Here is a 21,049-nt window from a genome sequence, read left to right as displayed (position 1 = left end):
GTCGATCACAGCCTCTTTATAAGAGTATTTGCCGGTTTTAAACTTGTGTTCATCGATCCAATCAAAGAGTTTTTCGTAGGTGTCTTTCGAGTCATAGTAATTTCCCATTAAGTAAGCAACTGCGTAGGTTCCGGCCGGTTTTAAGTGATAGGGGTGATTTTTCGGTTTTGTTATAACTTTTGTGAAAAAATAAGCATAGGTATCCAGATGATTTTTGCGTAAATCTGCCACATCAAGCATGGCACCATAAGGATGACCGGCATTTAGAGCGTGGGCATTGCAGTAACCGATGTGGCGGCAAAGAGCCTGGATGATTTTCTGATGGTCATCTGTATGAATCGGATCGCTGAGAATCAGATATTCTTCCGGTGTCGTCTCGAGAAAAATACGACCATTTTTATTTTCTGTATGGAAGAATAATTCATCTTCTGTGTATTCTGCCTGTTTCTGATTCAGTGATTCCTGGAGTGATACCAGGGATAATTTTATATGATTGGACTGTAAAGTGAATAAAAATCCAAGAATGCATCTACATTCTGAAATCAGAAATCAAATTAAAACATTATAATCTTCGATGCCTCGTTGGGAAGCCAACGGGGTATTTTTTTACCCAATCAGGCTGTATAGGACACCTCATTTTTGATGTTTTTGGACGGTACGGGAAGCATTACTGATTGGAATCCTTATATCTATGATATAGCTTTTTGCAATACAAAAAGACTTTACATATGGCTATAAAAATCAACTGTATTCCAAGCGGAACCTTCCCCCATTTTCTGGAACACGAAAAAGAAGAAACGCTTTCGGTCTATCTGGAGGCCGTCAAGTGGGCGCTTCTGGAAGAATGAATATGTCCGAAAAAATGTTGGAATTATAATAATATTAACCGAAAAAATGTGATTTATAATAAAATAATGTCCACAAAAATGCTGTTTAGCAATAGAAATATACCCTGAAAAGTGTTAAGATAGAATACAGATGCTTTTGGATGTATATGTTGCGCAGGAGGTTTCTTAATGGAAAGAGAGCTGTTTACGAAACTGGAACGATGGATGAATAAAAAAAACAGAAAGCCGCTGATCATACAAGGAGCGCGCCAGGTCGGAAAAACCTGGATTATGAAGGAATTTGGAGCCAGGTTCTATGAAAATACAGTCTATATCAATTTTGATAATAATAAAGCAATGAAGGATGTATTTGACCTAGACTTTGACTTAAAGCGGATCCTTTCTGCAATCAAAATTGAGTACGGAAAGAGTTTTCAGGCTGAAAATACATTGATTATTTTTGATGAGATCCAGGAAGCACCAAAGGCGCTGGCATCTTTAAAATATTTCTATGAGAATGCACCGCAGTATTCTATCATTGCAGCTGGTTCCCTGCTTGGTGTTGCATTACATCAGGGAACATCCTTTCCTGTTGGGAAGGTTGATTTTTTAAAATTATGCCCTATGAGCTTCAATGAATTCATTTTGGCAGTTGGTGAAAAGGGGTTGCATGAAGCGTTGAGGTCCCAAGATTATGAACTGATCAATGCATATGCCGGGAAATATACGGATTTGTTAAAAAAGTATTATTATGTGGGCGGAATGCCAGAAGTAGTCCAGACATATATTGATTCCGATGATCTATTTGAGGTACGTGAGATCCAAAACAATCTTCTGCAGTACTATGAAGAGGATTTTAGCAAACATGCGCCAAAGGAAGTTGTTCCGCGCATCATGATGGTCTGGAATTCGATTCCTTCCCAATTGGCTAAGGAAAATCGTAAGTTTATGTATGGAGCACTACGAGAGGGTGCACGGGCAAAAGATTTTGAACTTGCAATTCAGTGGTTGGAAGATGCAGGGTTAATCCTGAAAAGCTATAGAGTATCAAAGCCAGATATTCCACTGATTGCGTACATGGAAATGAACAGTTTTAAAATGTTCATGTTCGATGTGGGATTGTTAACAGCAAAGGCCGGATTATCAGCAAGACTTCTATTGGAGGGAAGCCGGATCTTTGAAGAATTCAAGGGGGCACTTACGGAACAGTATGTTGCACAGGAGTTACACGCTGCAGGATATCCGCTTTATTATTTTGCAACAGCACGATCAACTGGAGAGATAGATTTTATGTTGCAGGGAGATTTAGACTGCGTTCCGATTGAGGTGAAGGCAGAACAGAATCTCCGTGCCAGGAGTTTGAAGGCATTTTGCGATAAATATAAGCCGGGCATGGCGATTCGTAGCAGTATGTCAAATTATAAGCAGGAAGACTGGCTGACAAATGTTCCGTTATATATGCTTGCGGAATATTTGAAAAGAACAATATATGTGGTAAGCTGATAACAATTTACCTCAAAACCAACGGGGTATTTTTTGTTCTGAATCAGACAATACAGAAGTTCGCGCTAAGCGAACTAATGAAATGGAGGTTCTGGAGTCCCTTCATGGCAATGTAGTATGTGCATTAGCTGCCGGAATCGGTGACTATGTGCGATGTACTCTCTTGGAATATAGCTATCACGATGGCCAGTTTTGGATTTTTACAGAAGGCGGCGAGAAGTTCATAGGACTTGAGAGGAATAAAAATGTCAGTCTTGCTGTCTTTGAAAAGCCCCCGGACTTTGGTGCGCTGAAAAGCGTACTGGTCATGGGAACGGCAAAGCTCATCGAGCCGATGTTATTTGAGGTTCCTGAATTTGATGAATATTCGGAAAACTTGATAAAAAGTTCGATGATAGGAGTTCGAAAAATTTCTTTCGGGAAAGAATCTGTTGCGGAAACGCGGGAAATACCGTATAATAATGCGGTCTGATCTGCACATATGCAACAGATTTGTCCGTAAAAAAATGAAAAATCAGAATTGTGCGTATTTCAGAAACAATTTTTTGTTGTAAGAGTGGAAAAAGTTATGTAAACTGTCTGCAAAAAAATACTTGACAAGAATTTGTATTTTTACGCTTACGGAGAAGAACAAAAAAAGAACTAAAAAACAGCGATGAACACATCGCAAAAAATGAGAAATGTAGGTAAAAATAATTTTATGAGAAAATTAGCATTAAGTGATGAAATCCTTCTCAAGATCTCCCAGCCGGCGCGTTATATTGGCGGCGAGGTGAATATGGTGAAGAAGGATCCGTCGAAGGTAGCAGTCCGGTTTGCCATGTGCTTTCCGGATGTGTACGAGATCGGCATGTCCCATCTGGGCATCCGGATTCTTTATGATATGTTCAACCGCCGGGATGACGTTTACTGTGAGCGCGTTTATTCCCCGTGGATGGACTTAGATCCGATCATGCGGGAGCAGAAGATTCCGCTGTTTGCTGTTGAAAGCCAGGATCCGATCAAAAATTTTGATTTCCTTGGAATTACAATCCAGTACGAAATGTGCTACACCAATATTTTGCAGGTGCTGGAATTATCACAGATTCCGCTCCATGCAGAAGATCGTACCGAGGAGGATCCGATCGTTATCGGCGGCGGTCCGTGTACCTACAATCCGGAGCCGATTGCACCATTTTTCGATCTCTTCTATATGGGCGAGGGCGAGGTGGTTTATTTTGACCTGATCGACCGCTACAAGGAGATCAAGGCGCGCGGCGGCAGCCGGAAGGAATTTCTGGAGCAGGCGGCGCAGATTCCGGGTATCTATGTGCCGGGATTTTATGATGTGACATACAAAGAGGACGGCACGATCGAGGCGATGACGCCGAACAACCCGCACGCGCCGCAGACCGTTTCCAAGCAGCTTGTCATGGATATGAGCGATACCTGGTATCCGGAGAAGCCGGTGGTTCCGTATCTGCGCGCGACGCAGGACCGTGTGGTTCTCGAGATCATGCGCGGCTGTATCCGCGGATGCCGTTTCTGCCAGGCGGGCATGGTATACCGCCCGGTGCGCGAGCGCAGCCTGGAGGAACTGAAACGTCTGGCGCGGACGATGCTAAAGAGCACCGGACATGAGGAAATTTCGCTGAGTTCGCTGAGCTCCAGTGATTACACGAAGCTGGAGGGAATCGTCAATTTCCTGATCGACGAGTTTGACGGAAAGGGCGTCAATGTGTCCCTGCCGTCCCTGCGTATTGACGCATTTTCCCTCGATGTCATGAGCAAGGTGCAGGACGTGAAGAAGAGCAGCCTGACCTTTGCACCGGAGGCGGGATCCCAGCGTCTGCGTAACGTTATCAACAAGGGTCTGACCGAGGAAAACATTTTAAATGGTTCTGCCGAGGCGTTCAAGGGCGGCTGGAACCGCGTAAAGCTCTACTTTATGCTGGGACTTCCGACTGAGACCGTGGAAGATATGCAGGGCATTGCCGAGCTTTCGGAGAAGGTGGCGGAAGTGTACTATGACACGGTTCCGAAGGAGCAGCGCCACGGCAAGGTGCAGGTAACCGCCAGCACCTCGTTCTTTGTGCCGAAGCCATTTACCCCGTTCCAGTGGGCGCCGATGTGCACGAAAGAGCAGTTCTTGGAGCGTGCCAGCATCGTCAACCACCGCATGAAAGAGATGTTAAATAAGAAGAGTCTCCGCTATAACTGGCATGAGGCGGATGTGACCGTGCTGGAAGGCGTTCTGGCGCGCGGCGACCGCAAGGTGGCAGCTGTGATCGAGGAGGCGTACCGTCAGGGTGCAATCTACGATTCCTGGTCAGAGTATTTCAACAATGATATCTGGATGAAGGCGTTTGAGACCTGCGGCGTGGACATTGATTTCTATACGACGCGTGAGCGAAGCCTTGATGAAGTGTTCCCGTGGGATTTCATCGACGCGGGTGTGACGAAGGATTTCCTGAAACGCGAGTGGGCGAACGCACAGGCGGAAACGGTAACGCCGAACTGCCGGATGCGCTGTTCGGGATGTGGTGTCCGCAAGTACGGCGGCGGAGTCTGTTTCGAAGAACGGGCATGAGGAAGGAGCGGTCATGAAGATACGAATTAAATTTCAAAAACAGGGAACGGTGCGTTTTATCGGTCATCTGGACGTGATGCGTTACTTCCAGAAGGTAATGCGCCGGGCGGAAGTGGATATCCGTTATAGCGAAGGATTCAGCCCGCACCAGATCATGTCGTTTGCCTCTCCGCTCAGCGTGGGGCTTATCAGCCATGCGGAGTATGTGGATATTGATGTCAATTCCAGCGGAAATTCGAACGGGATGGTGCGCCGCTTAAATGAGGTCAGCGCCGAGGGGCTGGAGGTGCTCAGCTACCGCGAGCTTCCGGAGACGGCAAAGAATGCGATGTCGCTGGTGGCAGCTGCTGATTACACATTCTGGTTTAAAGAGGGATTTGCACCGGAGGACGGCAGCAGTGTAGAAGAATTTTTCGGGAAATTCCTGACATTCTGCAAAAGCGAGACAATTCCGTTTGTGAAGCAGACGAAAAAGGGCGAGAGAACCGTGGATCTGCGTCCGCTGATTTGTGAGGCGCGAATCGCGGAGCGGAAAGAGTATGTTCCGGCGATGGTCGCAGACTGGTATCCGGATCTGGAAAATGAGACGGTTGAGGAGGAAAAACAGGCAGAAGAAATCTGTGTCTTCCTGCGCCTCTTATCGGGCAGTGCGGCAAACGGAAAGCCGGAGCAGGTATTGCAGGCATTCTATGAGAGCCTGGGGCTGACCTACCGCCCGTTTGCCATTCAGGTCGAGCGCGAGGAGCTGTATGCGGACGAGGGCGCCGAGGGCGCACCGGAGTATGTGCCGCTTGAGGCGTATGGAAGCGAGATTGTGTAAATGCTTCAATGTTCATTAAGAGATGAAATGCGAAGCGCCAGTAAAATCCGGCTGCAGGTAGCGCAAAGTGTGAACGGCAGCAAAAAATGAGAGGAGACGAAGAGTTTGGATCAGTTAATAGTGACAAAATGGAAGGATCGAAGCCTGACGGCGCTCCTCTCGGACGGGCACTGCCGGTCGCTGACGCTGGAATCTGGCGATGAAAGCCTGCTGGGGAATATTTACATCGGCAAGGTGAAAAATGTGGTAAAAAACATCAACGCCGCGTTTATTGACCTCGGCGGTGGAAAAACTGGGTATTTCAGCCTGGCGGAAAACCCGGTTCCGCTTTATACAGACGAGCTGAACCCGCTATGTTCATTAGAATATTCTGGAAATTCTGAGAAGAAAGTAAGTCCACGGAAACTAAAAGCTGGAGACGAGCTTCTCGTCCAGGTGTCCCGCGACGCCCTGAAAACCAAGGATCCGTCCGTGACCTGCTGTCTGAATTTTCCGGGTACCTATATGGTTCTGACGGTTGGAAAACCGCAGATTGGATTTTCGGCAAAAATCAAGGATAATGCCTGGAAAGAGAAGGTGCGGGAGGAACTTCTGACACATAAGGATGAGCGTTTTGGACTGATTGTCCGGACGAATGGGGCGTCGGCTTCCATCGAAACACTCTGTGCAGAAACAGAGAAGCTGAAACAGCAGATGGAAGAACTTTTTGCCCGGGCAGCCTGCCGCACCTGTTACAGCCTTTTAGAGCAGGGTACGCCGCCCTATATCCAGAGTCTTAGGGATGCGAAGAAAGGAACCCTTTCGGAGATCATCACAGATGTGCCGGAGTATGCGAAGAAGATTGAGGCATGGCTGGAGGAAGAGAAGGAAGAGGACAAGGAACAAAAAGAAAATCAGCCCCCGGCAGATAAAAATGAAAGCATAAACCAGGCGGTTCCGAACTTGTCCCTATATACGGATGATAACCTTCCATTAATGAAGCTGTACCGTCTGGAATCGGTGTTGAAAAGTGCATCGGATCGCCGTGTCTGGATGAAATCCGGTGGATATCTTGTGATTGAGCCCACAGAAGCGTTGACAGTTATCGATGTCAATACGGGGAAATACACCGGCAAGAAGACACCGGCCGAGACGATCTTAAAGATCAACCTGGAGGCGGCGCATGAGGTGGCCAGACAGCTTTCCCTTCGCAATCTTTCGGGAATTATTATTATAGATTTTATCGATATGGAATCAAAAGAAGACCAGGAGACCTTGATGCGGGTTCTGGGAGAAGAGCTATCCAGAGATCCGGTCAAAACGATCCTGGTGGATATGACGCGGCTTGGGCTGGTGGAGATCACCCGCAAAAAGGTGCGCCGTCCGCTTCATGAGATTTTGTAGCGGTTGAATCATAGAATGAAAAACACAAGGAGAAGAAAAGATGTTTGAAAAAGTATTTAAGCTATCCGAGCATCAGACGACCGTAAAGACGGAAGTCATGGCTGGAATTACGACCTTTATGACGATGGCGTACATTCTGGCAGTTAATCCGAGCATCCTCGGATCGACCGGCATGGACCCGACTGCGGTGCTTCTGGCTACGGCTCTGGCATCATTCATCGGTACTGCCTGCATGGCATTTATGGCGAACCTGCCGTTCGTTCTGTCCGCAGGCATGGGACTCAACGCGTATATGGCGTATACGGTGTGCGCGGGCTATGGCTATAGCTGGCATGTTGCACTGCTGGCTGTATTTGCAGAGGGTCTGATCTTCATCGTGCTGTCTCTGACAAACGTGCGCGAGGCGATCTTCAATGCAATTCCGTTGACTTTAAAGCGCGGTGTGTCCGTCGGTATCGGTCTGTTCATCGCATTTATCGGTCTTCAGAATGCGGGACTTTCAGTAGACTCTTCCACACTGGTAACGATCATCAGCTTCCCGGAAAATTTCCATACCGCAGGTATCTGCGCGCTGCTGGCGCTGATCGGTCTGTTTATCATGGCGGTTTTATACACCTACCGTGTGAAGGGCGCGATTCTGTACGGCATTCTGGGAACCTGGATTCTCGGTATGCTGTGCCAGGTAACCGGCATTTACACACCGGACGTAGAGAATGGTTTCTACACCCTGTTCCCGACCCTGGGAATCACCGATTTCTCCAAACTGGGAGAGACATTTGGTAAATGCTTTACCGTTGACTTCGATGCAGTTGGAATCATCAATTTTATCGTAGTTATTTTCTCATTCCTGTTTGTAGATATTTTTGATACACTTGGTACATTAATTGGTGTAGCAACCAAGGCAGACATGCTGGACGAGGAAGGTCGTCTTCCGGGTATCCGTCCGGCGCTGATGGCAGATGCGATCGCAACTTCCTTTGGTGCGGTATTAGGTACTTCCACAACGACTACCTTCGTTGAGTCTGCATCGGGTGTTGCAGTCGGCGGACGTACCGGTCTGACTGCCCTGGTATCGGCACTCCTGTTCCTGCTTTCTACCCTGTTTGCACCGATTTTTACGGCGATCCCGTCCTTTGCGACGGCTCCGGCATTAATCATGGTTGGATTCCTGATGGTGGGAACTGTAACTGAAATTCGTTTCGATGAGGACAATATCACCGAGGCAATCCCGGCATATCTGGCAATCATCGCCATGCCGTTGTTCTACAGCATTTCCGAGGGTATTTCCATGGGAATTATCTCTTATGTGCTTTTGAATGTGGCAGCAGGAAAAGCAAAGAAGATCACTCCGCTTATGTATGTGCTGGCGGTGCTCTTCGTTCTCAAATACATTTTCCTGTAACAACTTGTAATAATTTAACCCCTGAAAACTTGACGAAAACAGGTTTTCATAATAAAATAGTCTATATCAAAAAAGTTTTTAAAATTTTTTTGATTAACGTGCAATAAAATGCGTATGCAGCGCATTAACTTATTGAACGGATGAAAATCATTCCCACGCGGAAGAACGCGGACAGAGACGAACAAAAACAAATCAAGTTACTCGAAATTCCTTGATGCATTACACTCCGTTACGAACTGTCCAAGATTTTCTGCTGGGATCTTTTCGGTATCGGTTGACAACCAGCAACCGATATCGGGTAAAAAGCGCCGGACCTGCTTGCAGTGCCGGCGCTTTTTACTGTACAAAAAAGGGCAATTTTTATCAGGAATATCTCATTGACATTTTGGCGGGCAGACGGTATAAAGGACAGAGGGTAACTGTTCACAGGTAGGAATTTTCTGAACTGAAAATTCCGTACGATACAGTTCTGGCAGCAGATTTTGCCGATTTGGAATGCGCAGCATCGGCAAAATCCCGTTGCTGGGCACACGTGTGTGAACAGTAAAGACAGAAGAGGGAGTAGACTCTGGCGATAGAAACACGCATGGAACCAGTTCTGAGAGGAAAAGTTAAGAAAATAAAATAGCAGGGCAGGTTTCATACGGAGGTGGGATACATATGAAGATAGAAAATGATTTGGGGCGGGACGATATCCGGCGGCTGGTGCTCCGTCTGGCGATTCCTTCGATGCTGGCGCAGTTTATCAATGTGCTCTACAGCGTGGTCGATCGAATCTATATTGGAAATATCCCGGTGATCGGGGAGACGGCGCTTGCGGGCGTCGGCGTCAGCGGACCGATTGTGACGCTGATCTCCGCGTTTGCCTATCTGGTCGGTCTGGGCGGCTCGCCGCTCATGAGCATCCGTATGGGCGAGGGGCAGGATGAGAAAGCGAAAAAGATTCTGGCAAACAGCTTCTGGATGATTGTCGGGCTGTCGGCGGTTCTGACGTTGGTTCTGTTTGTATTTAAACGAGAAATTTTGACGCGGTTTGGTGCGAGTGAGACGATTCTGCCGTATGCGGAATCGTACTTTACGATCTATCTGTTGGGAACGGTCTTTGCGCTGCTTTCGATCGGAATGAACCAGTTTATTATCTGCCAGGGATTTGCGCGGATCGGAATGATTTCGGTGGCGCTCGGTGCGGTAACGAATATTGTGCTGGATCCAGTGTTTATTTTTGTGTTTGACATGGGCGTGGCGGGGGCGGCGTTTGCCACGGTTCTGTCACAGTTTGCGTCGGCGGCCTTTGTCCTTCGTTTCCTGCGAGGAAATCGCGTGCTTCTGCGGCTTGAATTTGAATGTCCACAGGTGAAGACAGTCTGTAAGATTGCGCTGATGGGACTGTCGCCATTTTTGATTATCGCATTTGACAATGTGCTGATCATTTCGCTCAATACGGTAATTCAGATGTATGGCGGCGCGGAGGCGGACATGCTTTTGACCTGTACGACAATCGTGCAGAGCTTTATGCTGATCGTGACGATGCCGCTCGGAGGCATTACATCGGGAACGGGTGCGATCCTGGGCTTCAATTTCGGCGCGGGACGCCCGGATCGGATCCGGAGCGCACAGAAGTATATCACATTGCTGGCGGTGGTGCAGTGCAGCATCATGTTCCTGTTTTCCCGGACGCTGGCGCAGTATTTTGTGTATCTCTTTACGCGCAATGAGTCCTATGTGGAACTGACCGTCTGGGCGATCCGGGTCTACACGATGGGGATTATTCCACTGGCAGTCCAGTATGAGGTCGTAGATGGATTTACCGGAATGGGCGTGCCGTCGGTGGCGATCTCACTGTCAATGTTCCGGAAGCTGCTGTACCTGGTCAGCGTGTTCCTGATTCCGGTGTTTGCGGGAGTTGAAAATGTTTTCTACGCAGAAGTGGTATCGGATTTCGGCGGAACGACGGTGTCGGTGATCGTGTATCTTCTTTTGATTGGGCGCATTATGGGGCGCTGTGTAGAGCGCGCTAAATGGAACGGTAACTCAGATAACACTGTCATCAATCAATAAATGATAAAAATAGTGGATTGACAAACGGATCCTCTGGATCTATAATGCAATACAGATAATGAATGACAACAAAATAACGATATCTTCAGGGCAGGGTGTAATTCCCGACCGGCGGTAAAGTCCGCGAGCGCATGGCGCATGATTTGGTGCAATTCCAAAACCGACCGTATAGTCTGGATGAAAGAAGAGAAAACGTAAATAAAAACGGCGGTGCCGGGAAGCTTCCAGATGCACTTCCCTGGATGATGGATATGGCGGATATATACCGCTATGGCAAAAGAGGGAGAAAAGTCATCGAGAAAGGATGTATAAAAAATATTTACGATAATTAATATCATGAAAGATATTATAAAATAGAAATTATAAGCCCTGAGATGTGAAAATAAAAGTATTTCACATTTCAGGGCTTTTTTGTTTCAAAAATTGTATCATATGAAACAAAAAACGCTCCGTGAGGATGCACACTTGCGCGAAGCAGAAATAGGTCGCAGGCGACCGCGTTCGGTGCGAGAATGTGCCTTGGCACATTCTTTTGATAGAAAGGTGGGGAAAAAGATGGAACGAATCCATGTAAAGGTTCCCGGTGAGCAGCCACAGGATCGGGAATATATGAAGCAGGCGTTAGCACTGGCAGAAAAAGGGCAAGGATGGGTCAATCCGAATCCGATGGTCGGCGCGGTGCTGGTAAAGGATGGACGCATCATCGGCGAGGGATATCATACACGATATGGACAGCTTCATGCAGAACGGGAAGCATTTAAGAATGCGGCAGAGCGGGGCGAAGAGACGGCGGGAGCAGATTTGTATGTGACGCTGGAACCTTGCTGTCACACCGGAAAACAGCCGCCGTGTACGGAAGCAGTGCTGGCATCCGGGGTGAAGCGCGTGATTGTCGGCTGTACGGATCCGAATCCAGTGGTGGCAGGGCGCGGCATCCGGCTTCTGAGGGAAAAAGGGCTGGAAGTGGTGGCCGGAGTTTTACGCGGAGAGTGTGAACGGCAGAATGAGGTGTTCTTCCATTTCATGCGGACGAAACTTCCGTTTACGGTGCTGAAATACGCGATGACACTCGACGGAAAGACAGCGACGGTGTCGGGTAAATCCCAGTGGATCACGGGCGAGGCGGCGCGGAAGCGGGTGCATGAGGACCGCGGGCGTTATATGGCGATTCTGACTGGTGTTTCGACGGTGCTGGCGGACAATCCGCAGCTGACCTGCCGGATTCCGGGAGGGAAAAATCCGATCCGGGTGATTGCAGATACGAAGCTTCGGACACCGCTTTCATCGACCGTGGTACAGACCGCGCGGGAGACACCGACCTGGATTGTGACGGCGGTATCGGATGCCGGAAGGAAGAAAGCATATGAGGACGCCGGCTGTCGTGTTTTAAGTGTCCCGGCAAAAGAGGGAGAACTGGATTTGCAGGCGATGATGCAGCGGCTGGGCGAGGAGAAAGTGGACAGCGTGATGGTCGAGAGCGGCGGGACGCTAGCATGGTCGTTTTTAAAGGCAGGGCTTGTGAACCGGGTGCAGGCGTACATTGCTCCGAAGATTTTCGGAGGGGCAGGCGCCCCGACCCCGGTGAGGGGAACCGGCGTGGATGCGCCGCCGGAGGCATTTCTTCTTAAAAAGCCGGAGGCAGTGTGGCTGGGAGAGGATCTGCTGCTGGAATATGAGGTGTCCGGTCAAGATGAATGAGGCGGTGTTAGAACGGGAAAAAATCGCTGATTTGAAAAGGAGAAAAGATGTTCACAGGAATCATAGAGGAAGTGGGAAAGATCCGTGCGATTGAGCGCCAGGCAGTCTCGGCACGGCTGACGGTTGCTGCGTCTAAGGTGCTCTCGGATGTTCATCTGGGCGACAGCATTGCGGTCAACGGTGTGTGTCTGACGGTCACGTCATTTGGGAGAGATTATTTCTGTGCGGATGTGATGCATGAGACGCTGAACCGTTCGTCCCTGGGGGCGCTGGGTGTCAAAAGCCCGGTCAATCTGGAGCGGGCGATGCTGGCGGGCGGACGGTTTGGCGGACATATCGTCTCCGGTCACATCGACGGAACCGGAACCATCCGGGATGTGCGCCGGGACGGAAATGCCGTCTGGTATACGATTCAGGCTCCAGAACCGATTCTGCGGCTGATTGTGGAAAAAGGATCGATCGCGATCGACGGAATCAGCCTGACGGTCGCACGGGTGGATCACGTATCATTTTCCGTATCCATCATCCCGCATACGTTGCAGGAGACAGCGCTTGCGTTTAAGCGGGCAGGCGATATTGTCAATCTGGAAAATGACTGCATTGGAAAGTATGTGGCGAAGCTGATAGGAGCGGAAGAAGAGGATAAGGCAGGAAAGGGCATGACAAGAGAATTTCTGCAGCGGTATGGATTTTAATAGAGGAGGAGAACAATGAAGCAGTTTGATACAGTTGAAATGGCTCTGGACGAGCTGAAAAAAGGACATTTAATCCTGGTTACGGATGACGAGGATCGCGAAAATGAAGGCGATCTTATCTGCGCGGCAAGTTTTGCCACGACAGAAAATGTCAATTTCATGGCGACGCATGCGAAGGGCTTAATCTGTATGCCGATGAGCGCAGAAATCTGCCGGAAGCTGCAATTCCCACAGATGGTGATGGATAACACGGATAACCATGAGACGGCGTTTACCGTATCGATCGACCATAAAACGACGACCACCGGTATTTCTGCCGAGGAGCGCGGTATTACGGCGCGCGCGTGCGTGGATCCGGACACAAAGCCGGAGGATTTCCGCCGCCCGGGACATATGTTTCCGCTGATGGCGAAGAAAAACGGCACTCTGGAGCGCAACGGTCACACAGAGGCGACGGTAGACCTGATGCGGCTTGCAGGGCTGCCGGAATGCGGTCTGTGCTGCGAGATCATGCGCGAGGATGGAACGATGATGCGGTCGGAAGAATTATTTGCGATGGCAGAACAATGGGGTCTGGCGATGATTTCCATTAAACAGCTGCAGGAGTACCGCAAGAGACATGAAAAGCTGGTCGAGTGTGTGGCAGAGACGCGGATGCCGACGAAATACGGCGAATTCCGCGCGTATGGCTACCTGAATCTCTTAAATGGAGAACACCATGTGGCACTCGTCAAGGGCGATATCGGAGATGGGAAAGATGTACTCTGCCGCGTGCATTCGGAGTGCCTGACCGGCGATGCATTTGGTTCTCTGCGGTGCGACTGTGGACAGCAGCTTGCGTCGGCGATGACCCAGATTGAGAAAGAGGGACGAGGCGTTCTCCTCTATATGCGGCAGGAGGGACGCGGCATCGGGCTTTTAAATAAGCTGCGCGCCTACAAGCTGCAGGATGGCGGCATGGACACGCTGGATGCGAACCTGGCGCTGGGATTTAAGGGCGATCTGCGGGAATACTACATTGGGGCACAGATTTTAAAGGATCTGGGAATCAAGACGCTGCGTCTTCTGACCAATAACCCGGATAAGGTATACCAGCTTTCGGATTTTGGCATGGAAATCAAGGAGCGCGTGCCGATTCAGATGGAGGCGACGCCGTATGATGGATTTTACCTGAAAACGAAGCAGGCGCGTATGGGACATATTTTGAATTTTAAATAGAAAAAGTGACAGGCGAAAATAGATCGTCGGAAAGGATGGTACTTATGCGTACATTTGAAGGAAACGTAGTAGCGGAAAATAATATGAGGATCGGAATTGTGGCGGCACGATTCAATGAGTTTATCACCTCGAAACTGGTCGCAGGCGCGCAGGATGCGCTGCGCCGTCACAATGTCTCGGAGGAGGACGTAGATGTTGCGTGGGTTCCAGGTGCTTTTGAGATTCCACTGATTGCGTCGGAGATGGCGAAGTGCGGAAAGTATGATGCGGTGATCTGCGTGGGTGCAGTTATCCGTGGAAGCACAAGCCATTATGATTATGTGTGCAGCGAGGTTTCGAAAGGAATCGCACAGGTTTCTCTGGCAAGCAGCGTGCCGGTTATGTTTGGCGTGCTGACGACGGATACGATCGAGCAGGCGATCGAGAGAGCGGGAACAAAGAGCGGAAATAAGGGATTTGACTGCGCGATGGGAGCAATCGAGATGGTGAATTTGCTGCGGGAGATCCGGAAGTAAAAATAATCAGGTAATCGGGCATCGAAAAAGCCAGGACTGCGGAATGCTGCAGCCCTGGCTTTTTTGTCTTAGGAAAATTCGTCCATGCGCCAGGTTTTGGTGTTACTCTGTTTTCAACAGCCCCTGTTCCGTATAATATTTCTCAGCTCCCGGATGCAGCGGAATAGGAAGCTGGCTGCATATATATTCCGGATCAGATAAGTTACTTAAGGATGGGTGGGCGCTGATCAGTTCTTCACGGGATTCGTCGAGAATCTTGGTGATGGTGTAGACCAGCTGTTCGTCCATGGATGCGTCCACGCAGAGAAGGCATTTGATTCCGAAGGTTTTCAGTGTCTCGGTTTGTCCCGGATAGGTACCGGCTGGGACAGTGGCGCGGACGTAGAAGGGGCTGGCTGCAAGAATTTTTTGCAGTTCTTCGTCAGTGTACTCCAGCAGGCGGCAGGGCGTCTGGCTGGCCAGGTCGGTCAGGCTGTGGACCGGGATTCCGGCGAAGCTGTGGACGGCGTCGAGTTTACCGTTTAAGACAGAGTCCACGCTGGCGGAGAAGCTGTAGTTTTCAAGGGCAGTGTTGGCAATATTGAGCCCGGCTGCCTTGAGAGCGGTGCGGGCGGAAAGCTCCGTGGTGGATCCTTCTGGTCCGACGGCAATGTGGTGTCCGGCGAGTTCATGAACGTAGGAGATATGCTCAGATTCCGGCGCCATCCAGGTGGACAGGCTTGAATAGACGGCCCCGATCGCCCGCAGGGATTCGACCGGATGACCGGAAAATTCGTCCGTTCCCTGATAGGCGGAAAATGCCACATCGCCGCTGACCAGTCCCATATCAAATTGTCCGTTTTTGATATTTTCCACGTTCGTGTAGGAACCGTTGGAGGCGCTTAAATTGACCTTGAGCTGTTCATCATGTCCGCTTAAAACAGAGGCGATGGCACTGCCAACCGGGTACATGGTTCCGCCGCTGTCGGCAGTTCCGATGGTCAGAACGTGCAGCTCTTCGTCTGCTTCGTTGGGATGGTCGTTGACCCGCGCATCTGCGGAGGTGCTGCCGGAACAGCCGGAAAGTCCGAGCAGGAAGGTAAGAAGCATCATTGGTGCCAATTTTACTAGTTTTTTTATTTTCATAGATCTCACCTTTTCGTAGTTTATCAGTATATAAAAAAACGCAGCGGTTCTGTCGAATGCTGCCTTAGCGATTAAAAGAATATTAAAACTCTATAAAAAGTATAACATAAAAAACAGTGATAAGACAAGACCAAGATAGAAGATAGATAGTATAGAAAATTTCTATGAAAAAAAAAGAGCGTCCGGTTTATGTGGGGGAACCGGACGCTCTTCTTTCAGGTTACATTTTCAATTGAGCTTTAGGTATGTTGTTATATAAAAGGTGTCTTATATGAAGTGTTCCTATCTCGTCTCAGTGATTATTTTGTAATCAGGCTGGAGAAGATGGAAAGGAAAATCGGGTTGTAAATATCGTCGATGATAACTGCGAAGGACGGATACAGAACCCAAGCAACGGTGTGCCATCCATACTGATCCATAACGGCTTTCTCGTTTGCTACTGCGTTCGGACCTGAACCACAGCCCCATCCACAGTTACCAGCTGCCATAACAGCTGCACCGTAATCGCGGCCAAATACGTTGAAAGATACGAAGATTGCAAAGAGTGCCATCAGGATAGCCTGTGCAAGGAGGATGATACCCATCTGACCAGCTACCGGAGCCAGCTTTGTGATATCGATGGTCATCAGAACCAGTGCCAGGTAGAGTTCCAGGAACATATGCTCGATAGCGTCGATCTCCGGAACCGGGAATTCGATACCAGCTGCATCCATGATGTTTCTTGCGATAGCACCTGCGAACAGACAGCCGATGAATTTCGGCATCTCGATCATCGGGATGTTGTCTAACAGGCAGTAGATCGGCATACCAAGTGCTGCTACAAGCAGAGACAGGGCAAATGCTTTGATCATACGGGTGTTGTTAAGAACAGCTGCTGAACCTGCTTTTGCGGATTCCGGTCTGTCGTTCGGGTCAGATTTCAGACCGTGACGGGAAATCAGGAAAGCTGCAACCGGGCCACCGATTAAGGAACCCATGATGTTGCCCATAGTACCGGCTGCTACACCGACTGTGGTTGCATCCGGAGCACCCATGTTCTCGAAGATAGGACCAAATGCAGAAGCAGTACCAACACCGCCGGACATAGCTGAGGAAGAACACTGCAGAGCCAGAAGCGGATGAAGACCGATGGCGCTGCCTACCAGGTAACCAACGACATCCTGTAAGGTAATCAGGACACAGGCCGCAACTGCGATTGCGATACAAAGCTTTCCGCCTGCGTGTTTTAACATCTTGTAGCTGAAGCCGAAACCTACGCACAGGAAGAATAAGTTCTGGCATAAGTCTTTTACGATTTTTGCATCAAAGGAAAAACCGATGATTCCGGAACCCTTGATGATAGATACAACAACAGAAAAGATGATACCAGAGATAACCGGAGCCGGTATAGCATATTTTCTGAGCAGGGCGCTGTGAGCGACAATCGCGCGTCCTAAGAAGATAACGATGGCTGCGAAACCAAGTGTGGTCAGATACTCGAACTGGAATGTTGCGATGGCACCGTCGGCTGCCGGTGTGTAAGTTCCAAAGTATCCCATAATGTGTTCTAACATAGAACTTCCCTCCATTCTTTTTTAAGAATTTGTTTATTTCTTTTATAAACAGTTTATAAGATTGAAAAAGGGAAGTCAATTTATGTAATTTTAAATACAGTTTTGTAAGTATTGTAAATAAAAATGACTATAAAAAAGCGACTGCAGTATAGATTCGGCTCTATGGTGAATCTGTACTGCTGCAGCCGCGAAAAGGCAGGAAAAACCTGAATATTGCTGGAAGACGAAGTGGTTCTTATTTTCCGGAATATCGTAACTGTTCAGTACCTTCACAGTCACGCGCAAAAATCCATTAAAAATTGCCTGCGGCAATGGGATTTTTGCCTGCTGGCCCATGTTTTCGTACGGTCAGCGCAGTAAATGCGCAGACCTACTGAACAGTTACGGAATATCTATACTTAATAGAAGGGCGTCCACCGGTCTGGTAATCGATCATGCTGACCAGTTCGTTGGTTTCGACTAAGTAATTTAAGTACCGCCGGACTGTAATACGGGACAAATGAACCTGTTCCGAAATCTGTTCGCTGGACCAGACCTCTTCCGGATGTTCGGAGAGGAAGAGGCGGATCAGTCCAAGGGTGCGTTCATTTAAGCCCTTTGTCAGCGGAGCGCTCTGGGAGGAGACATCTGGGACGGAGAAGAGGCGGTCGATCTCCGCCTGTCCCAGGTCAGAAGCGGACGCCGATGTTTTCAATTCCTCCTGACGTTTCGCAAATCGTTCCAGGGCAGCTTTGAAACGGTCATATTCAAATGGTTTGACGAGATAATCGGTGACGCCGCGGGATATAAGCCGGCGGACGGTCTCTGCGTCGTTGGCAGAGGTTACCATGATGATCGCAGGGGTCATGCCAGCCGCGTGGAGCTGGTCGATAAATTCGTCACCGTTCATCTGAGGCGTGTAGTAGTCGAGAATAACCAGGTCAACCGTGCAGTTCTGCAGATACTGCAGGGCAAGGATGCCGTTTTTGAAAGTTGCCTCCACGTGAAAAGAGGAGGTCAGCTCGACGTACTGTTTATTGATGGATGCAACCATCGGATCATCTTCTATAATAATGACTTTATACATTAGATTCTGTCTCCTTTCGGGTAAATGTCAGGGTGAAGCAGGTGCCCTCGCCAGGCTCTGTGTCGATATCGATGGTTCCGCCGTACTCCTCCATCAGCTCATGAACCAGGAAAAGCCCGGTTCCGCGGTTCTCGCCCTTGGAGGAAACACCTTTTTCGAAAATATGATCGAGCAGCTCCGGCTGTATGCCGCGCCCGGTGTCCTCGCAGGTGATGATGTTGACGTCTGGGCGGCAGTAGATGCCGATGTGGATCTCGCGCGGGCTTTCAGATGCGTTAATGACATCCGGACTGGCGGTGTGATCATGGCTTAGCTCTTCAATGGCATTTTCCATCAGATTGCCGAGAATGGTGACAAATCCTTCCACCGGGATCAGCAGATCATGGTCGCGGCAGGTGCTGTCGGTGCTGACCTGCAGGCGGATGCCAAGCTCAGCAGCGTGCATCATTTTCCCGATCACAAGTGCACAGATCTTTGGAACGCGGATGCAGTTGGCTGTCTCACGGACGGACTGGCTGGAGACAAGGCTGCTGTTGGTGATAAAATTCATCGCCTGCTGAATCTCCCCGGTCTGTAGGTAGCCGAGAATGATGTGCAGCTTATTTAAAAATTCATGGTTGAACGCGCGCAGCGTGTCCAACATATTGTGGGCGCCGGAAAGCTCGTCGGAGAGACGCAGGAGGTCGGTGCGGTCAAATAAAACGATCAGGACACCCCGGCGCGCCTGTTTGCCGCGTCCATGGATTGGCACCTCCTTGACGATGAGCTGGCGTCCGGCGAAGCTGATGCTCTCGTGCGTTACACTTTCGCCGGTTTTTATGACCTGATCGAAAGCGGTCTGTGGAAACAATTCCTGAATCGTTAAGTGGGTGAGCGGAGGTTCGTTTGCAGGACAACCGAGTATTGTGGAAACTTTCTGGTTGGCAAAGAGAATTCTGCCGTCCAGATCGGTTGCGGCAAGTCCCTCGTCGATCATATTCATGACCTCATCCTGGCGGGTATAAATATTGACGAGTTCTTCCGGGTCATATCCCAACAGGGAGTCGCGCAGCAGGGAGAACATTGTGTGCGTCAGGGAAATGCTGACGATCATCATGATCAGGAATATAATTATATAAAAGAACAGCAGACTGCGGTGCTGGGCGGACAGGGTAGCGGTGAACAGGGAAACCATCACAAAACCGACGATCTCTCCGCCGCTGTTTTTTACTGCGTGAAAGGCGCGCCGCTGCATGCCGTGCGTGCCGTAGCCGGTTGTGATATATGGATCGCTTCCTGCCAGAATAGCGTCCTCGTCACCTGCTACGTAGGAATCGCCGGTTTTCAGACGGTCCGTGTGGTAAAAGCGCAGTCCGTTTTTATCACTGATGACGATGACATTGATATCTGGTATATTCAAAGAAAGAGAATCCAGGTCGCGGGTCACGGTGGAATCAGGATAGCCGTTTTCCAGCATGGCGGCGACATCCGGAATTGCAGCAATATAAGAAGCAGTACCGCTGATCAGCTTGTCCATATCCTTTCGCTGCCTGGAAATATCAAAAAACAGAGTAAAACCAAGTGAGATGAGCACCAGGGTAGCGGAAAGGAGCAGAAAGGAGCGGTACAGATTCTGTTCCAGCGCTGATTTTCCTTCCTTTATCTTCATATATAAAACCTCCGGAATTTATTTGATGTAGGAAATGAGTTGATCCGGTCTGCAAAATGTGTAAACCAAAACGATGATTAAAGTTATTATAGTAAAAAAAGAAACGATCTGCAAGAAAGTGTGAAAGTTTACAAAGCGCCGGATGGCGAATTGCAAAGTGGCCGGGTTATTGTTCACGGGTAGGCACTTTTGGAACCGAAAGTGCCGTAAGAAAACGTGGTGGCAGCAGGAATTTGCCGTATTCAAATGCGAAGCCACGGCAAATTCCGTTACTGGACACGTATGCGTGTACAATAACGAAAGTGTAACGGTTTACGAGACGCTGGATGGAAAAAGGTTGAAAAACGGCACACCGCATTCTCGTTACTTTAGTGATGAGTTAGGTGTGCCAATTATTTTAATAGATACAGAACAAATGTTTGCCTTGCAAAGAGATGCATGGTATAATATAAATGTAAATATAGTGTATTACCTACGAAAGAAAAATTACTTTCGTAGGTAGAAGAAATGCGTATTTTTTACAGTATCATTTTGCACAGTGTGCGAAATATCGAAAACAGAAAGCAGGGACCTTTATGCAGATTGTATCCAGCTATGGAGTAGAAATTAAAAAAAAGAATATACCGCTCCGCTCTACGCTGGATATTTTTCGGAAAGCAGTTTCCTATCTGATTCCGGTGTATGCAGAGATATGGGAAGAACTTTCAGAAATCAAAAATCTACAAAAACGCTTTAATGAGGCGGAACATCTGGTACATGAGACAAAAAAGAATCATGCCAGATTTCCGTTTGACCGTCATTTTCCTAAGATGCCATCTTATCTGAGAAGAGCGGCGATTCAACACGCACTTGGAGCAGTGTCCTCCTATCAATCACGCCTTAGTTTGTGGGAAAAGGGAGAACTGAGGGGGAAACCGAAGCTGGTCTGTGAGAATCATGCGATGCCGGTATTCTATCGGGATGTCATGT

15 protein-coding genes, 2 pseudogenes and 1 riboswitch are annotated in these 21,049 nt (G+C 48.8%); of the genes and pseudogenes, 12 read left to right on the top strand and 5 right to left on the bottom strand.

From position 1 onward, the window contains the following. Positions 1–231 (bottom strand): annotated as a pseudogene (locus PUQ60_RS10280) (multidrug transporter); the annotation flags it as partial. A 785-nt stretch (positions 232–1,016) separates the two neighbouring features. Between PUQ60_RS10280 and PUQ60_RS10275 the strand changes: the two are divergent. The 11 genes from PUQ60_RS10275 (at position 1,017) to ribE (ending at position 14,688) form a co-directional block, all read left to right on the top strand. After that, the gene (locus PUQ60_RS10275; RefSeq protein ID WP_273380594.1) at positions 1,017–2,330 is read left to right on the top strand and encodes an ATP-binding protein; all 1,314 of its coding nucleotides are present in this window, start codon (positions 1,017–1,019) and stop codon (positions 2,328–2,330) included. 82 nt (positions 2,331–2,412) lie between these two features. After that, on the top strand, positions 2,413–2,802 hold the full coding sequence (locus PUQ60_RS10270; protein WP_273380592.1) for a pyridoxamine 5'-phosphate oxidase family protein: 390 nt from the start codon (positions 2,413–2,415) through the stop codon (positions 2,800–2,802). A gap of 228 nt (positions 2,803–3,030) precedes the next feature. After that, positions 3,031–4,899: a TIGR03960 family B12-binding radical SAM protein gene (locus tag PUQ60_RS10265; RefSeq protein WP_273380590.1), complete on the top strand. Its 1,869-nt coding sequence runs from the start codon at positions 3,031–3,033 to the stop codon at positions 4,897–4,899. Positions 4,900–4,912: 13 nt separating this feature from the next. After that, the gene (locus PUQ60_RS10260) at positions 4,913–5,719 is read left to right on the top strand and encodes a TIGR03936 family radical SAM-associated protein (protein WP_273380588.1); all 807 of its coding nucleotides are present in this window, start codon (positions 4,913–4,915) and stop codon (positions 5,717–5,719) included. Positions 5,720–5,824: 105 nt separating this feature from the next. Further along, positions 5,825–7,102, top strand: a complete 1,278-nt coding sequence (locus PUQ60_RS10255) for a ribonuclease E/G (RefSeq protein ID WP_273380586.1) — start codon at positions 5,825–5,827, stop codon at positions 7,100–7,102. Positions 7,103–7,142: 40 nt separating this feature from the next. Continuing rightward, the gene (locus tag PUQ60_RS10250; RefSeq protein ID WP_022359656.1) at positions 7,143–8,504 is read left to right on the top strand and encodes an NCS2 family permease; all 1,362 of its coding nucleotides are present in this window, start codon (positions 7,143–7,145) and stop codon (positions 8,502–8,504) included. A gap of 660 nt (positions 8,505–9,164) precedes the next feature. Continuing rightward, positions 9,165–10,562, top strand: a complete 1,398-nt coding sequence (locus PUQ60_RS10245) for an MATE family efflux transporter (RefSeq protein ID WP_273380585.1) — start codon at positions 9,165–9,167, stop codon at positions 10,560–10,562. 77 nt (positions 10,563–10,639) lie between these two features. Continuing rightward, a riboswitch (FMN riboswitch) is annotated at positions 10,640–10,755 on the top strand. A 362-nt stretch (positions 10,756–11,117) separates the two neighbouring features. Then, positions 11,118–12,260, top strand: coding sequence for a bifunctional diaminohydroxyphosphoribosylaminopyrimidine deaminase/5-amino-6-(5-phosphoribosylamino)uracil reductase RibD (gene ribD, locus PUQ60_RS10240; RefSeq protein WP_273380584.1), 1,143 nt, complete (start codon positions 11,118–11,120; stop codon positions 12,258–12,260). A gap of 47 nt (positions 12,261–12,307) precedes the next feature. After that, positions 12,308–12,955: a riboflavin synthase gene (locus PUQ60_RS10235; RefSeq protein WP_273380582.1), complete on the top strand. Its 648-nt coding sequence runs from the start codon at positions 12,308–12,310 to the stop codon at positions 12,953–12,955. 15 nt (positions 12,956–12,970) lie between these two features. After that, complete coding sequence (locus tag PUQ60_RS10230; RefSeq protein WP_273380581.1) at positions 12,971–14,173, top strand: bifunctional 3,4-dihydroxy-2-butanone-4-phosphate synthase/GTP cyclohydrolase II; 1,203 nt, start codon at positions 12,971–12,973, stop codon at positions 14,171–14,173. Between the two features lie 44 nt (positions 14,174–14,217). Then, on the top strand, positions 14,218–14,688 hold the full coding sequence (ribE, locus tag PUQ60_RS10225) for a 6,7-dimethyl-8-ribityllumazine synthase (RefSeq protein ID WP_022359479.1): 471 nt from the start codon (positions 14,218–14,220) through the stop codon (positions 14,686–14,688). Between the two features lie 102 nt (positions 14,689–14,790). On the opposite strand, the gene PUQ60_RS10220 is transcribed toward ribE, so the two are convergent. From PUQ60_RS10220 to PUQ60_RS10205, 4 genes are all read right to left on the bottom strand, one after another. After that, positions 14,791–15,813 (bottom strand): TAXI family TRAP transporter solute-binding subunit, encoded by a 1,023-nt coding sequence (locus tag PUQ60_RS10220; RefSeq protein ID WP_117795945.1) that lies wholly within the window; start codon positions 15,811–15,813, stop codon positions 14,791–14,793. 299 nt (positions 15,814–16,112) lie between these two features. After that, positions 16,113–17,366, bottom strand: a complete 1,254-nt coding sequence (locus PUQ60_RS10215; protein ID WP_107001073.1) for a sodium/glutamate symporter — start codon at positions 17,364–17,366, stop codon at positions 16,113–16,115. Between the two features lie 370 nt (positions 17,367–17,736). Next, positions 17,737–18,432 carry a response regulator gene (locus tag PUQ60_RS10210; RefSeq protein ID WP_118471972.1) on the bottom strand — a complete coding sequence of 232 codons (696 nt, stop codon included), beginning with the start codon at positions 18,430–18,432 and terminating at the stop codon, positions 17,737–17,739. Then, complete coding sequence (locus PUQ60_RS10205; protein WP_273381515.1) at positions 18,425–20,080, bottom strand: ATP-binding protein; 1,656 nt, start codon at positions 20,078–20,080, stop codon at positions 18,425–18,427. The genes PUQ60_RS10210 and PUQ60_RS10205 overlap by 8 nt, the downstream gene beginning before the upstream one ends. A 575-nt stretch (positions 20,081–20,655) precedes the next feature. Here PUQ60_RS10205 and PUQ60_RS10200 point away from each other — a divergent pair. Beyond that, a pseudogene (locus tag PUQ60_RS10200) lies at positions 20,656–21,049 on the top strand (transposase); the annotation flags it as partial.

Source organism: Clostridium sp. AF02-29, assembly GCF_934835585.1.
GTDB lineage: Bacteria > Bacillota > Clostridia > Lachnospirales > Lachnospiraceae > Otoolea > Otoolea fessa.
This window is presented reverse-complemented; position numbering and strand designations above follow the sequence as displayed.

Bases quoted from the DNA above. Each gene is read 5' to 3' on its own strand.
- PUQ60_RS10270 (WP_273380592.1), top strand. From the start codon at position 2,413: ATGGAGGTTCTGGAGTCCCTTCATGGCAATGTAGTATGTGCATTAGCT.
- PUQ60_RS10275 (WP_273380594.1), top strand. From the start codon at position 1,017: ATGGAAAGAGAGCTGTTTACGAAACTGGAACGATGGATGAATAAAAAA.
- PUQ60_RS10210 (WP_118471972.1), bottom strand. From the start codon at position 18,432: ATGTATAAAGTCATTATTATAGAAGATGATCCGATGGTTGCATCCATC.
- PUQ60_RS10265 (WP_273380590.1), top strand. From the start codon at position 3,031: ATGAGAAAATTAGCATTAAGTGATGAAATCCTTCTCAAGATCTCCCAG.
- PUQ60_RS10230 (WP_273380581.1), top strand. From the start codon at position 12,971: ATGAAGCAGTTTGATACAGTTGAAATGGCTCTGGACGAGCTGAAAAAA.
- PUQ60_RS10245 (WP_273380585.1), top strand. From the start codon at position 9,165: ATGAAGATAGAAAATGATTTGGGGCGGGACGATATCCGGCGGCTGGTG.
- PUQ60_RS10250 (WP_022359656.1), top strand. From the start codon at position 7,143: ATGTTTGAAAAAGTATTTAAGCTATCCGAGCATCAGACGACCGTAAAG.
- PUQ60_RS10220 (WP_117795945.1), bottom strand. From the start codon at position 15,813: ATGAAAATAAAAAAACTAGTAAAATTGGCACCAATGATGCTTCTTACC.
- PUQ60_RS10215 (WP_107001073.1), bottom strand. From the start codon at position 17,366: ATGTTAGAACACATTATGGGATACTTTGGAACTTACACACCGGCAGCC.
- PUQ60_RS10235 (WP_273380582.1), top strand. From the start codon at position 12,308: ATGTTCACAGGAATCATAGAGGAAGTGGGAAAGATCCGTGCGATTGAG.
- PUQ60_RS10205 (WP_273381515.1), bottom strand. From the start codon at position 20,080: ATGAAGATAAAGGAAGGAAAATCAGCGCTGGAACAGAATCTGTACCGC.
- PUQ60_RS10260 (WP_273380588.1), top strand. From the start codon at position 4,913: ATGAAGATACGAATTAAATTTCAAAAACAGGGAACGGTGCGTTTTATC.
- ribE (WP_022359479.1), top strand. From the start codon at position 14,218: ATGCGTACATTTGAAGGAAACGTAGTAGCGGAAAATAATATGAGGATC.
- ribD (WP_273380584.1), top strand. From the start codon at position 11,118: ATGGAACGAATCCATGTAAAGGTTCCCGGTGAGCAGCCACAGGATCGG.